14 protein-coding genes are annotated in these 14383 nt (G+C 65.6%); 13 read left to right on the plus strand and 1 reads right to left on the minus strand.

Going from position 1 to position 14383, the window contains the following annotated elements:
* Window positions 1-101 precede the first annotated feature (101 nt).
* From lepA to recO, 6 genes are all read left to right on the plus strand, one after another.
* Window positions 102-1892 carry a translation elongation factor 4 gene (lepA, locus tag A7D17_RS10980; protein ID WP_064509113.1) on the plus strand — a complete coding sequence of 597 codons (1791 nt, stop codon included), beginning with the start codon at window positions 102-104 and terminating at the stop codon, window positions 1890-1892.
* Window positions 1893-1996: 104 nt separating this feature from the next.
* Complete coding sequence (lepB, locus tag A7D17_RS10985) at window positions 1997-2797, plus strand: signal peptidase I (protein ID WP_039564413.1); 801 nt, start codon at window positions 1997-1999, stop codon at window positions 2795-2797.
* The gene (locus tag A7D17_RS10990) at window positions 2798-3205 is read left to right on the plus strand and encodes a DUF4845 domain-containing protein (RefSeq protein WP_082861896.1); all 408 of its coding nucleotides are present in this window, start codon (window positions 2798-2800) and stop codon (window positions 3203-3205) included. It abuts the gene before it with no gap.
* Window positions 3195-3875: a ribonuclease III gene (gene rnc, locus A7D17_RS10995; protein WP_064509115.1), complete on the plus strand. Its 681-nt coding sequence runs from the start codon at window positions 3195-3197 to the stop codon at window positions 3873-3875. Before A7D17_RS10990 ends, rnc begins: the two co-directional genes overlap by 11 nt.
* On the plus strand, window positions 3872-4768 hold the full coding sequence (era, locus tag A7D17_RS11000) for a GTPase Era (RefSeq protein WP_064509116.1): 897 nt from the start codon (window positions 3872-3874) through the stop codon (window positions 4766-4768). The genes rnc and era overlap by 4 nt, the downstream gene beginning before the upstream one ends.
* A gap of 362 nt (window positions 4769-5130) precedes the next feature.
* Entirely contained in the window at window positions 5131-5853 is a 723-nt protein-coding gene (gene recO, locus A7D17_RS11005) for a DNA repair protein RecO (protein WP_064509117.1), read from the plus strand.
* A 118-nt stretch (window positions 5854-5971) separates the two neighbouring features.
* Here recO and A7D17_RS11010 read toward each other — a convergent pair whose 3' ends face one another.
* Complete coding sequence (locus A7D17_RS11010; RefSeq protein WP_064509118.1) at window positions 5972-6694, minus strand: response regulator; 723 nt, start codon at window positions 6692-6694, stop codon at window positions 5972-5974.
* A gap of 158 nt (window positions 6695-6852) precedes the next feature.
* Here A7D17_RS11010 and rlmD point away from each other — a divergent pair, with 158 nt between their 5' ends.
* From rlmD to A7D17_RS11045, 7 genes are all read left to right on the plus strand, one after another.
* The gene (rlmD, locus tag A7D17_RS11015; RefSeq protein WP_064509119.1) at window positions 6853-8187 is read left to right on the plus strand and encodes a 23S rRNA (uracil(1939)-C(5))-methyltransferase RlmD; all 1335 of its coding nucleotides are present in this window, start codon (window positions 6853-6855) and stop codon (window positions 8185-8187) included.
* 79 nt (window positions 8188-8266) lie between these two features.
* Complete coding sequence (locus A7D17_RS11020) at window positions 8267-8782, plus strand: CYTH domain-containing protein (protein ID WP_064509120.1); 516 nt, start codon at window positions 8267-8269, stop codon at window positions 8780-8782.
* 116 nt (window positions 8783-8898) lie between these two features.
* Window positions 8899-9582 carry a DsbA family oxidoreductase gene (locus A7D17_RS11025; RefSeq protein WP_064509121.1) on the plus strand — a complete coding sequence of 228 codons (684 nt, stop codon included), beginning with the start codon at window positions 8899-8901 and terminating at the stop codon, window positions 9580-9582.
* Window positions 9583-9598: 16 nt separating this feature from the next.
* Window positions 9599-10639 (plus strand): NAD(P)/FAD-dependent oxidoreductase, encoded by a 1041-nt coding sequence (locus A7D17_RS11030; RefSeq protein ID WP_064509186.1) that lies wholly within the window; start codon window positions 9599-9601, stop codon window positions 10637-10639.
* Between the two features lie 154 nt (window positions 10640-10793).
* Complete coding sequence (locus tag A7D17_RS11035) at window positions 10794-12371, plus strand: cryptochrome/photolyase family protein (RefSeq protein ID WP_064509122.1); 1578 nt, start codon at window positions 10794-10796, stop codon at window positions 12369-12371.
* A 419-nt stretch (window positions 12372-12790) separates the two neighbouring features.
* Window positions 12791-13792, plus strand: coding sequence for a beta-N-acetylhexosaminidase (gene nagZ / locus A7D17_RS11040; RefSeq protein ID WP_064509123.1), 1002 nt, complete (start codon window positions 12791-12793; stop codon window positions 13790-13792).
* Entirely contained in the window at window positions 13792-14346 is a 555-nt protein-coding gene (locus tag A7D17_RS11045) for a hypoxanthine-guanine phosphoribosyltransferase (RefSeq protein WP_064509124.1), read from the plus strand. Before nagZ ends, A7D17_RS11045 begins: the two co-directional genes overlap by 1 nt.
* Window positions 14347-14383 lie beyond the last annotated feature (37 nt).

The following is a 14383-nucleotide window of genomic DNA, read 5'->3' on the forward strand; positions in this document are numbered from 1 at the left end:
CCCGATTCCCAATTCCGGCCCTAGAGGGGTCGGCCGTGCGATAATGCTGCGTTATCCTGACGACGGCACCGCCGGCGCCCACCTCAATGTCCTCTGATTCAATGCGGAACATCCGCAATTTCTCCATCATTGCCCATGTCGACCACGGTAAATCCACCCTGGCCGACCGGATCATCCAGCTGTGTGGCGGCCTGCAGGCGCGCGAGATGGAGGCCCAGGTGCTGGACTCCAACCCGATCGAGCGCGAACGCGGCATCACCATCAAGGCGCAGTCGGTGTCCCTGCCGTACACGGCCAAGGACGGGCAGACCTACCACCTGAACTTCATCGACACCCCCGGGCATGTCGACTTCTCCTATGAAGTCAGTCGCTCGCTGGCCGCCTGCGAGGGCGCGCTGCTGGTGGTGGATGCGGCGCAGGGCGTGGAAGCGCAGTCGGTGGCCAACTGCTACACGGCAGTGGAGCAGGGCCTGGAAGTGGTGCCGGTGCTCAACAAGATCGACCTGCCCACCGCCGATGTCGACCGCGCCAAGGCCGAGATCGAAGCGGTGATCGGCATCGATGCCGAGGATGCCGTGGCAGTCAGCGCCAAGACCGGCCTGAACATCGATCTGGTACTGGAAGCGATCGTGCATCGCATCCCGCCACCGAAGCCGCGCGATACCGACAAGCTGCAGGCGCTGATCATCGATTCCTGGTTCGACAACTACCTGGGCGTGGTCTCGCTGGTGCGCGTGATGCAGGGCGAGATCAAGCCGGGCAGCAAGATCCTGGTGATGTCCACCGGCCGCACCCATCTGGTGGACAAGGTCGGCGTGTTCACGCCCAAACGCAAGGAACTGGCCGCACTGGGCGCCGGCGAAGTGGGCTGGATCAACGCCTCGATCAAGGACGTGCACGGTGCGCCGGTCGGCGACACCCTGACCCTGGCCGGCGATCCCGCCCCGCATGCCTTGCCCGGCTTCCAGGAAATGCAGCCGCGCGTGTTCGCCGGCCTGTTCCCGGTCGATGCCGAGGACTATCCGGACCTGCGCGAAGCCCTGGACAAGTTGCGCCTGAACGATGCAGCGCTGCGCTTCGAGCCGGAAAGCTCCGAGGCGATGGGCTTTGGCTTCCGCTGCGGCTTTTTGGGCATGCTGCACATGGAAATCGTGCAGGAGCGGCTGGAGCGCGAATACAACCTGGACCTGATCAGCACCGCGCCGACCGTGGTGTATGAAGTGCTCAAGACCGACGGTTCCATCATCAACATGGACAACCCGGCCAAGTTGCCGCAGTTGAACCTGGTGGATGAGATCCGCGAGCCGATCATTCGCGCCAACGTGCTCACTCCCGAGGAGTACATCGGCAACATCATCAAGCTGTGCGAGGAAAAGCGCGGCACCCAGATCGGCATCAATTACCTGGGTAGCCAGGTGCAGATCAGCTACGAGCTGCCGATGGCGGAAGTGGTGCTGGATTTCTTCGACAAGCTCAAGTCGGTCAGCCGTGGCTATGCCTCGCTGGATTACCACTTCGTGCGGTTCGATGCCGGCCCGTTCGTGCGCGTGGACGTGCTGATCAATGGCGACAAGGTCGATGCGCTGTCGCTGATCGTGCATCGCAGCCACGCCGATCGTCGCGGCCGCGAGCTGTGCGAAAAGATGAAAGACCTGATCCCGCGGCAGATGTTCGACGTGGCGATTCAGGCCGCTGTCGGCTCGCAGATCATCTCGCGTTCGACGGTCAAGGCGATGCGCAAGAACGTGTTGGCCAAGTGCTATGGTGGCGACGTTTCGCGCAAGAAAAAGCTGCTGGAAAAGCAGAAGGAAGGCAAGAAGCGCATGAAGCAGGTCGGCCGCGTGGAGATTCCGCAGGAGGCCTTCCTGGCTGTCTTGCAGATGGATAAGTAGCTGGGAATGGTGAATCGGGAATCGGGAATCGTAAGAGCGCGAGCGCTCCTGCTGTTCCGATTCCCCATTCTCGATTCTCGATTCCCTTTCCGAAAGGAACATCAATGAAATGGTTTGAAATCGTCCTGGTTGTGCTGACCCTGGGCAGCGGCTTCATCTGGCTGCTGGACAAGCTGTTCCTGGCCAAGCGCCGGGCCGCACGCGCCGGGTTGCTGGATAGCGAGCCGGCGATCATCGACTACTCGCGCGCCTTCTTCCCGGTGCTGGCGGTGGTGTTGATCCTGCGCAGCTTCGTGGCCGAGCCGTACAAGATTCCGTCCAGTTCGATGATGCCCAACCTGCTGATCGGCGATTTCATCCTGGTCAACAAGTTCGCCTACGGTTTCCGTCTGCCGATCACCAATACCAAGTTCATCCCCACCGGCGAGCCCAAGCGCGGCGACGTGGTGGTGTTCAAGCCGCCGCATGCGCCGGACCAGAACTGGATCAAGCGGGTGGTGGGCCTGCCGGGCGACAAGATCGGCTTCCATGGCGATACGCTGTACATCAACGACAAGCCCATGCGTTACACGGTCAAGGGCGAGTACATCGGCAAGGGCAAGGGCGCCGAGATGACCGGCACCACATTGCTGGTGGAAGACCTGCCGGGCCGCACCCACACCGTGCTGGAGTGGGTGGACCGCAACATGCCGGCCGGCCAGGGCGACTGGACGGTGCCGGCAGACAGCTATTTCGTGATGGGGGACAATCGCGACAATAGCGAAGACAGCCGGTTCTGGACCCAGACGCACTTTCTGCCGGAAGCCAATCTGCGCGGCAAGGCGTTCCTGATCTGGCTCAATTGCGAAGGGTGGTTCTGCAAGGGGAGTTTCGATCCATCGCGGATCGGGACTGGAATCCAGTAAATGCACGCACGGCGTGCCAGGGGAAGCACAATGAAGCGCAAGCAAAGCGGTATGACGTTGACGTCGTTCGTGGTGGTGCTGGCGGTGGTGGGGTTCGGCCTGTACATCGGGATGAAGCTGTTTCCGATGTATCAGGAGTACTACTCCGTGCGCACGGCGATGAAGGGCCTGGCCAATGAGCCGGGAAGTGCCAACATGGACCCGTCCAAGTTGCAGGACCTGTTTTTTCGTCGCCTGTACATCAACTACTCGGAAAACGTCAAAAAAGAAGACGTGAAGTTCGAGCGGGTCGATGGCGGTTGGCGGATGAAGGTCAACTATGAAGTGCGTCGCGAACTGATCGGTAATCTGGATATCGTGGGCAAGTTCGACACGTCCGAGGACATGAAAGGGCGCAGTGTCGAATAGAACCTTCCAGCGCGGTGATCCGATCGGGCATGCGTTCGCCGATCCGGGTCTGCTCGCCCAGGCGCTGCGCCACCGCAGTGCCGGGACGCCGCACAACGAGCGGCTGGAATTCCTCGGTGATGGCATCGTCAACCTGCTGATTGCCGAGGCGCTGTATCAGCGCTGGCCCAAGGCCGACGAAGGCGCATTGACCCGTGCGCGTGCCGAGCTGGTGCGCGAAGGTGCACTGGCGGTGATCGGGCGTACGCTCAATCTGGGCGAGCGGCTGACGCTGGGGCCGGGCGAACTGAAGTCCGGCGGTCATCGGCGCGATTCGATCCTGGCCGATGCGGTCGAGGCGATCGTCGCGGCCATCTATCTGGACTGCGGATTCGAGCGCTGCCGCGCGGTGGTGCTGCCGTGGTTCGAGCCCTCGCTGGCGGCATTGCCGGTCGGCAAGGCCGAAAAAGATCCCAAGACCCGGCTGCAGGAATGGCTGCAGGCACGGCAGCTGCCGTTGCCCACTTACGCGCTGATCAGCGAAAGCGGCGACGAGCACGCCAAGCAATTCCATGTCGCCTGCATCCTGGAGCAGCCCGTCGCCCGCGCCGAAGGCCAGGGCACGTCGCGCCGTCTTGCCGAGCAGCAGGCGGCGGCTACCGTCATCGCACAACTGGATGTAAACACGTGAGCGAAACCACTCCCCACCGTAGCGGCAGCGTTGCCGTGATCGGCCGGCCGAATGTCGGCAAGTCCACCCTGACCAATGCCCTGGTGGGCGCCAAGGTCAGCATTGTGTCCAACCGGCCGCAGACCACCCGGCATCGCTTGCTGGGCATCGCTACGTTCCCCGAAGGGCAGCTGATGCTGGTCGACACGCCCGGGTTGCACCGCGAGCAGAAGCGCGCGATGAACCGGGTGATGAACCGTGCCGCACGCGGCTCGCTCGAAGGCGTGGATGCCGCCGTGCTGGTGATCGAAGCCGGCCGCTGGGATGAAGAAGACACCCTGGCCTTCCGCGTGCTCAGCGATGCCAATGTGCCGGTGGTGCTGGTCGTCAACAAGGTGGACCGGCTCAAGGACAAGACCGCGTTGTTCCCGTTCCTGGCCCAGGTCAGCGAAGGGCGCACCTTCGCGGCGGTGCATCCGGTCTCCGCGCTCAAGCGCAAAGGCCTGGAAGCCTTGGTGAGCGATCTGCTCAAGCTGGTGCCCGAAGCCGAGGCGATGTTCGGCGAGGACGAAATCACCGACCGTAGCCAGCGTTTCCTGGCCGGCGAGCTGGTCCGCGAGCAGCTGATGCGTCAATTGGGCGAAGAGCTGCCGTATGCCACCACCGTGGAAATCGAGCGCTTCGCCGAAGACGGTGCACTGCTGCGCATCGGCGCGGTAATCTGGGTCGAGCGCGAAGGCCAGAAGGCGATCGTGATCGGCAAGGGCGGTACCCGCCTGAAGGAAATCGGCGGCAAGGCGCGTCTGCAGATGGAGCGGCTGTTCGGTGCCAAGGTTTTCCTCGAAACCTGGGTCCGCGTACGCGAAGGCTGGTCGGACGATGAGGCCGCGTTGAAGGCGTTCGGCTACGAGTAAGCGCGACCAACGCACCGACTGCGCGACCGCCGAACCTGCGCAGCCGGGATTCGATGATGCGGCCACGCCGCTGCTCGGAGCGAGTGTGTACTTACGCGGTCCTTCCCCGGTCCTATGCGCTGCCCACATCCGCCTGGCCGCCGCTCGCAGCGTTTTATTCGCCGCTCTGGCTCCGAACTCGGCAACGGAAAGGGCGGCTCGGTGACCGTTGAGGGTTGGCAGCGCATGGCGATAGACATGTATTTCCACGCGACCCCGACACGCGCTGGCATTCCAGTGCGGACCCGTCGATTGTTCGCCAGTGCGTTCTTGTCGCAGTTGTCTGGTTCCGTGCCGGACTTTCCTGGATCGCGCGCGATTCCATGCTGATCGAGCACGAACAGGGCTTCGTCCTGCATGTGCGTGCCTGGCGCGAGACCAGCGTGCTGGTGGAAGTGCTGACCGAGCAGTACGGGCGGGTCGGGTTGCTGGCGCGTGGCGTGCAAGGTCCGCGCAAGCAGGCGCTGCGTGCGGCGCTGCAGCCGCTGCAACTGATCCAGTTCACAGCCGTGCAACGTGGCGAACTTGCGCAGCTGCGTCAGGCCGAAGCGCTGGATACTGCCCCGCGACTGGTCGGCGAACGCATGCTGGCCGGTTTCTATATCAGCGAGCTGTTGCTGCGCCTGGCCCCTCGCAATGATTCGGTGCCGGAGCTCTACGCGTGCTATGCGCAGGCGCGTGCGCATCTGGCGTCGGAGGTGTCGCTGGCGTGGGGGCTGCGCCGGTTCGAGCGCGACGTACTGGAGGGGCTGGGGTTTGCCTTCGATCTGCAGCACGACAGCGACGGACAGCCGATCGATGCGGCGGCGCGCTATCGACTCGACCCGCAGGAGGGCGCCATGCGGGTCTTGAGCGAACGTCTGGCGCAGGATCGGCGCGAAACCGTGACGGGTGCGGCGCTGTTGGCCCTCGGGGAGGATCGCATGCCGGCCACCGAAGACATGCCCGGCCTGCGCCGCAGCCTGCGCAGCGTGCTGCTGCATCATCTGAACGGGCGCGGCCTGAAATCCTGGGAAATGCTGGAGGATCTGGCGCGGCGGCGTTGATCTGCACGACCCGGTCCAAGCGCAGCGCCGGGCGTCATTCCACCCATCGCGTCTTCGGTCCTGTCGACATCCCGCCAGCGCCTGACCCATGGGGGGCGCCAACGACGACACCCTCAGCTCAGTGCAATAACGCGGCCACCGCCGCATGGAACTGCGTCTGCGCCGTGCGTGATTGCGGATCGCCACGCAACAGGCGTACCGCTCCAGCGAGCCGGGCGGCGCCGACGAATCCGCAGCTGGCCTGCAGCCGGTGCAGGTGATTGCGCAGGGCCTGCTCGTCGCTGATGTTCAGCGCCGATGTCACTGCGTCGCGGGTGCCCGGCAATTCCGCCAGGAACAACTCGCGCAGGGCGTTGAGGTGATGCTGCTGGCCATTGAGCGCGCTCAGTGCCGCGGCCTCGTCCCAGTCGCTGGCGGCAATGTCCACCACCCCGACCGGTGCCACGCTGTAGCGACCGCGCGCCAGGCCACGGCGCACTGCCTGCAGCAGGCGTTCGGTGGTCAGCGGCTTGACCAGCATTTCCAGGAAGCCATCGGACTGCAGGCCTTGCTGCATCGCCAGGGTGCCGTCGGCGGTGTGCGCCAGCGCGGGCACGTCCGGGTGCAGCAGGCGTAACGCACGCAGCAGGCCGCTGCCGGTGCCATCGGGCAGATTGACGTCGATCAGCCAGAGATCGTGGCGACGTTCGCGCGCGCGGTCCAGCGCCGAGGACAACGAATCGGCCCAATCCACCTGGGCCGGGAGGCCTTCCAGTGCAGCCTGCAGGAAGCCACGGCTGATCGGGTCGTCCTCCACCAACAGTAAGCGTGGATGGGGTTCCTGACGTGTCGCCATATTCATGCTGCCTCCTTGTCAGCGGTGCCGCGACCCGAGCTGCCGCGCGCACAGGAAGTTTGCCTGTGTTTGTGTGGCACGACAATTGCCGTGCTGCGTGGAGCGGCCTCCGTCGATCGCATCTGCGACAATACGCACCCTTTTTGCCCGCAGCCTGTCGCCACGTGGCCAGAACCCGCAATCGCCTCGACCGTACTCCTTTCCAGACCGCCATCACCGACCTCAGCCACGACGGCCGCGGCGTGGCCCGTCGCGATGGCGAGGGCGGCAAGGTCACCTTCATCAGCGGCGCCTTGCCGGGCGAGCTGGTACGTGCCGAACCCACCGCGCGCAGCCGCCATTTCGACGAGGCCAGGACGATCGAGGTCCTGGAAGCCTCGCCGCAGCGGGTGGCACCGCGTTGCCCGCACTTCGGCGTCTGCGCCGGTTGCGTGCTGCAGCACCTGGAAGAATCGCAGCAGATCGTTGCCAAGCAGCGGGTGCTCACCGACAACCTCGAACGGATCGGGCATGTCACCCCGCAGACCGTGTTGCCTGCCCTGGTCGGCGACAGCTGGGGGTACCGGCGCAAGGGGCGCTTTTCGGTCCGGCGGGTGGAGAAGAAGGACAAGACCCTGGTCGGCTTCCGCGAGCTGGACCCGCGTTTCGTGGCCGACCTGTCGGTGTGCTACACGGTGATTCCGCAGATCGGCGAGAAGATCCCGTTGCTGGCGGCGCTGATCGAAGGCATGGACGGCAAGCGCGACATCCCGCAGATCGAGTTCATCGCCGGCGACGAGGCAGTGGCGCTGACCATCCGCCACATGCAGCCGCTCAGCGAGCGCGATCAGCAGGCCTGGGTGGAGTTTGCACAGGCGCACGGCTTTGCGATCTTCCTGCAGCCCGGCGGTGTGGACAGCGTGCACCCGCTGTGGCCGCGCGAGGTGCCGTTGTCGTTCCGCCTGCCGCAATGGGATGTCGAGCTGGCGTTCCGGCCGCTGGACTTCATCCAGGTCAATGCCTCGCTCAACCAGAAGATGATTGCGCATGCGCTGGCGCTGCTGGATGCCACGGCCGAAGACCGGGTGCTGGACCTGTTCTGCGGCCTGGGTAACTTCACCCTGCCGCTGGCGCGGACGGTGCGCGAAGTGGTGGGCGTGGAAGGCGATGCCGGGCTGGTGGCACGCGCCAGGGAAAATGCGCAGCGCAATGGCCTGGCCAACGCGCAGTTCTACGCCGCCGACCTCACCCAGGACCAACGCAATGCGCCATGGATGAAGCAGGGCTTCGACAAGTTGCTGCTCGATCCGCCGCGCTCCGGCGCACTGGAAGTGCTGCAACAGCTGCCATTGAATCGCTTCCAGCGCATCGTCTACGTCAGCTGCCACCCCGGCTCGCTGGCGCGCGACGCCGGCTATCTGGTCAACGAACAGGGCTTTACCCTGGTGTCGGCAGGGGCGATGGACATGTTCCCGCATACCGCGCATGTGGAAAGCATTGCGGTGTTTGAGAAGCGGTGAATAGGGAATAGGGAATAGGGAATCGTAACGGCGAACGGCTTATGCTTTTGCCATTCCCGACTCTCGATTCCCGATTCCCATGCCGCTAGAAATCGAACGCAAGTTTCTCGTCACCGGTGATGGATGGCGTGCTGCCGCGCATGCGGTGATCCCGATGGCGCAGGGCTACATCAATGACCAGGCGGCGTTGCGTAGCGGGGCGCAGAATGCGTCGGTGCGTGTGCGGGTGCAGGACGAGGGCGCGTTCTTGAATCTGAAGTCGCGTGAGGTGGGGCATACCCGCCAGGAGTTCGAGTACCCGATTCCCGTCGCCGATGCGCGCGCGCTGCTGGACCTGTGCGTCGGTGGGCTGATCGACAAGCGCCGGCATCTGGTCCAGTACCAGGGCCATGTGTGGGAAGTGGACGAATTTCTCGGCGACAACGCCGGGCTGGTGGTGGCCGAGATCGAGCTCGCCAGTGCCGAGGAAGCCTTTGCCAAGCCCGATTGGATCGGCGCGGAAGTGACCGATGACACGCGTTACTACAATCTGGCGCTGGCATCGCATCCGTTCAAGCAGTGGCGCGAGTCGGGATCGGGGACTGGGGATTCATAAAGGAGCAAGGGTGATGCGTCGGCTCCGGGCGATGCGTTGCGAATCTCCAATCCCCCATCCGCGTGTTGGGGCTTATGCTCTGCCAATCCCCACTGCCCAATCCCCAACCTTCGCTTATGCGCATCGATATCTGGTCCGACGTGGTCTGCCCCTGGTGCTGGATCGGCAAGCGCCGGTTTGAGCAGGCAATAGCCGCGCTTGGCGACAAGGCGCCTGCGCTGGACATTCATTACCATGCGTTCGAGCTGGATCCGGAGGCCGGCGCAGCGCCGGTGCCGTTGCGCGATGCCCTGGCACGCAAGTTCGGCGGCACCGCACGCGTGGAGCAGATGCTTGCGCAGACCCAGGCCACTGCACGCGCCGAAGGCCTGCCATTCGACTTCGGGCGCGGCCAGGTGCAGGTCAGTACCCTGCGTGCGCATCGGCTGCTGTGGCTGGCCACCCACGAAGGCGATGTCGGCGCGGTGATGGAAGCGCTGTTCCATGCGCATTTTGCCGAAGGCCGTAACGTTGCGGCGACCGAGACGCTGGTGCGTGCCGGTGAGGCCGGCGGTCTGTCGGCTGCGCGGGTGCAGGCGATGCTGGACTCCGATGAAGGCACGGTGGAAGTGCAGGCGCAGTTGGCGCAGGCCAGCGCGCTGGGCATCCGCGCGGTGCCCAGTTTCGTGATCGACGGACGCAGCCTGATCCAGGGCGCGCAACCGCCGGAGAGTTTTGCCCAGGCGCTGTTGCAGCTCGCCGCCGAATCGGTGCCGGTCGGTGGCGCCGATGCCTGCGGGCCGGATGGCTGCGCGCTCTGACCCTGCCGATGGCAGCATGTCTGTGCAAGGCGTTGATCCGATGATGCCGCCACGCCGCCCAACGCGCGTGGCGATCATTGGTGCCGGCCTGGCGGGGCTGGCCTGCGCCGATGTACTGCAGAAAACAGGCATTGACGTCACGGTGTACGAAGGCGCCGATGCGGTTGGCGGACGCATGCATACCCGCACCGGCCGGGGCTGGCAGTGCGACGACGGCGCGCAATACTTCACCGCGCGCGATCCGGGTTTCGCGGCCCTGGTCGAGCGATGGATGGCCGACGGCGTGGTCGCGCGCTGGCCGGCACGGGTCGCCAGTTGGGATGGCACCACGATGCGCCACTCGCACAGCGCATTGGCGCGGTTTGTGGGAACTCCTGAAATGGCCGCACCCGCACGCGCGCTTGCCGCCGGCCTGGAGGTGCGCACGCGGGCGAGCGTCCATGCGCTCGAGCGCAGCAGTGGGGGATGGGTGGTCAACCTCGGCGCTGCGACCGCAGCCGCAACGCAGGTGGTGGATGCAGTGCTGCTGGCAGTGCCGGCTCCCGATGCGGTCACGTTGTTGGCCGATCGCGCACCCGTGCTGCTACGCATTGCCCGCAGCGCGCAAATGTTGCCGGCCTGGGCCGCCGTGCTGCGGTTTGCTGCGCCCATCGATCCGGGCTACGACGCCTTGTTCGTCAACGCCGGCCCGCTGCGCTGGGTGGCACGCGATTCCAGCAAACCCGCGCGCGCAGGTGCCGAGACCTGGCTGCTGCATGCCACGGCGACATGGAGCCTGGCGCATGGCGATGCCACGCCCGCGCAGGTGATCGCCAGCCTGTTGCCCGAACTGGCGGCGCTGGGCCTGCCGCCACCGCTGGCCTGCGACGCGCATCACTGGGTGACCGCCAGTACCGCTCCGCCATTGCAAACCGGCTCTGTCTGGGACGCGAGCCTTGGGCTCGGCCTGTGTGGCGACTGGCTGGCGGGTGGCAAGGTCGAAGGCGCCTGGCTCAGCGGAACCGCCCTGGCACGCGAGGTGGCCGGCATCGCGGCAACAGGCCTCGAGCCGCAGTGATGCGATGGCGTGCCGGCGTGTCGGTGTCGATGCAGCACAGCCTGCAATGCACGCGCGTGGCAGCATCGCCCGGCATGCTTTCGACAACGCTGCACACGCTGCTGCGCGCTAGGCAGTCCGCAGTGCCCGCCACGGCTGCGCTGGGCCGACGTCGATGACGCCGCCCGAAACCCATTCGACTGATGGCACGGCGCAGACGCCTGCCCATACGTTGCGCCTGATCCTGGGCGATCAGCTCAATCCGCAGCACAGCTGGTTCGCCACGCATGACCCTGGCGTGGTCTATGTGCTGATGGAGGTGCGTGCCGAAACCGACTACGTGCTGCACCATGCGCAAAAGATCCTGGCGATCTTCGCCGCGATGCGTGCATTTGCCGCTGCGCTGCGACAGGCCGGCCACCGCGTGCGGTACGTGGCAATCGACACCGCCAGCAATCGGCAGTCGATTCCGGTCAACCTGGACGCGCTGATGGCGCATTACCGCGCGCAGCAACTGGAGTATCAGGCACCGGACGAATGGCGGCTGGACGAGGCCTTGCAGCAGTGGAGTGCCGCGCAGGCGTTCGTCACCCGCATGGTCGACAGCGAGCATTTTCTGACCACGCGTGACGAGGTGGCTGCGTGCTTCCGCGCGGGCAGCCAGTGGCGCATGGAAGTGTTCTATCGAAAGATGCGCAGGCACCATCGCATCCTGCTCGATGCCGCCGGGCAACCGGAAGGCGGGCGCTGGAACTTCGATCACGACAATCGCGCGCCGTGGCCAGGCGATCCGCCTGCGCCGCAGGACTGGCGCAGCGCACACGATCACAGCCGGTTGTGGCGCAGCATCGAAGCGGCAGGCGTACGCAGTTTCGGCACGCCCAACGCCGACGCGCTGCCGTGGCCAGTGGATCGTGCCGAAGCGCTGCGGCACCTGGATGCCTTCATCGAACGCGCCTTGCCGGATTTCGGCCGCTACGAAGATGCAATGAGCACGCGTAGCCCACGGCTGTTCCATTCGCTGCTGTCGTTTGCGCTCAACGTCAAGATGCTGCACCCGGCCGAAGTCATCACGCGCGCCGAAGCCGCCTGGCGGCAGGGACAGGCACCGCTGGCCTCGGTGGAAGGCTTCATCCGGCAAGTTCTGGGCTGGCGCGAATACGTGCGCGGCGTGTACTGGTCGCAGATGCCTGACTACGCGCAGACCAATCAGCTGGATCAGCACCTGCCATTGCCGCACTGGTTCTGGGATGGGCAGATCGGCATGCGCTGCCTGGCCGATGCGGTGGGCAATTCGCTGGCCAATGCGCATGCGCACCATATCCAGCGGCTGATGGTGATCGGCAATTTCGCACTGCTGGCGGGGCTTGACCCGCAGGCGCTGCATCGCTGGTATCTGGGTGTCTATATCGACGCCTTCGAGTGGGTGGAGCTACCCAACACGGTGGGCATGAGTCAGTTTGCCGATGGCGGCCTGCTCGGCAGCAAGCCCTATATCAGCGGCGCTGCCTATATCGACCGCATGAGCGATTACTGCGGCGGCTGCCGCTACCAGCGCAAGGTGCGGGTCGGTGCACGGGCCTGCCCGTACAACGCCTTGTATTGGGATTTTCTGCAGCGGCAACGTTCGTTGCTGGGGAGTAACCAGCGCCTGGCGATGCCGTACCGGCAGCTCGACGGCATGGCGCCGGAGGTACGGGAAGGCATCCAGGCCCAGGCCGCGCACTGGCGGGCGAAGCTGGAGCAGCTCTGAACCGGGCAGGGTGCAGCGCGCCTGCCGTGCGGCGGGGGAATGCATGCCTGTCGCATGCGTCGCTGTTACAGACAGTTCGACCCACCGGCGACCTGGGCTGCGCAGCGGTGACGCATGCCCCGGCACCACGCCACGGATCTGCAATGCCAACGAAAGGGACGCCCCACACAGCGCGGCAGCGTGAATCACCCATGCCTTGCCATGCTGGCAGGCGCAGGCCGGCATCACTGCCGCAAACGCAGGTCAGCCAGGACCCCCCGCGCTCGGTGGCAGCGCACGGGCGGTGGGTCCCGTGGCGCAGGAGCGCTCCAGCTCGCGTTCGCCAGCCCTTGCCTGAATGCGCAATCTGACGCTGCAACGCGCATCTGCGACAATGCCGCGCTGCGCCCTCGTGGCGCCTGGCCCGGGAGTCCCCCAACATGCTTTTGATCGGCGTTGCCGGTACCGAACTCAGCGCACAGGAACGCGACTGGCTGCAGCACGATGCGGTCGCCGGCGTGGTGCTGTTCAAGCGTAATTTCGCCTCGCGCACGCAAGTGGCCGAATTGTCCGCCTCCATCCGTGCCGCCGCGCCGCGCCCGGTGTTGATCTGCGTGGACCAGGAAGGCGGCCGCGTGCAGCGGTTTCGCGAAGGCTTCAGCGCGTTGGCGCCGTTGCAGAGTTTTGGTGCGCAGTACGCGCAGGACCCGGAGGGCGCGCTGGCTGCGGCGCGCGCGCATGCACGGCTGATGGCCAGCGAAGTCCGCGCCAGCGGCGTGGACCTGAGCTTTGCGCCGGTGGTGGACCTGGGCCGCGGCAACCGTGCCATCGGCGATCGCGCCTTCAGCGACGACCCGCAGGTCGTGGCCAGCTTCACCCGCGCCTATGTGCAGGCCCTGCATGGCGCCGGCATGGCGGCCACGCTCAAGCACTTCCCTGGCCATGGCACGGTGCTGGAAGACACCCATGTGGATCACGCCAGCGACCCGCGTCCGCTGGAGGTGCTGCAGGCCGAAGACCTGTTGCCGTTCGTGGCGGGCATCGAGGCCGGCGCCGACGCGGTGATGATGGCGCACGTGGTTTACCCGCAGGTGGCGCCGGAACCGGCCGGCTATTCGTCGCGCTGGATCGAGCAGATCCTGCGCGGGCAACTGGGCTTTCGCGGCGTGGTGTTCTCCGACGATATCGGCATGGCCGCCTCGTTCAGCGCCGGCGGTGTGGCCGGGCGTGTGCATGCGCATCTGGATGCCGGCTGCGATGTGGTGCTGGTCTGCCATCCGGAGCTGGTCGACGAGTCGCTGCAGGCCGTGCAGGGCCGCCACCTCAATACTGCCGCGCTGATCGGCCTGATCGGGCGCGGTGCGCTCGGCTGGGACGGCCTGCTGGCCGGCACCGACGCTTCCTTCAACACTCCTTCTGCCCCTTTCGGAACACTCGCCTGATGTCCACGCTCACCATTTCCCAGGCCCTGGCCCAAGCCGATCTGCTGGTCGATCGCCCCGCCATCGACACGGCCGTCTCCACCATCGCCGACGCCATCGCACGCGACTATGCCGGCGAAGTGCCGGTGTACCTCACCATCATGCACGGTGCGCTGCCGTTCTCCGGCCAGCTGGCGCTGGAGCTGGGTGCGCGCGGTCAGGACCTGCAGTTCGATTACCTGCACGCCACCCGTTACCGCGGCGAAACCGTCGGCGGCGAGCTGGTGTGGAAGCATCGCCCGGCCACCGCGCTGTTCGGTCGCCGGGTGATCCTGGTCGACGACATCCTCGATGAGGGCTACACGCTGCAGGGCGTACGTCATTGGTGCCTGGAGCAGGGCGCCACCGACGTACGCGTGGCGGTGTTGACCGTCAAGCGTCACGACCGCTGCGTGCCGGGCGTGACCGCTGACTATGTCGGCGTGGAAGTGCCCGACCGCTACGTGTTCGGCTTCGGCATGGACGTCAACGAGCAACTGCGCGGCATTCCCGCCATCTATGCGATGAAGCAGTAAGAGCGGCTGACACACGGCTGCGCAACCGCCAAGCGGC

Source organism: Xanthomonas floridensis, assembly GCF_001642575.1.
Classification (GTDB): Bacteria; Pseudomonadota; Gammaproteobacteria; order Xanthomonadales; family Xanthomonadaceae; genus Xanthomonas; species Xanthomonas floridensis.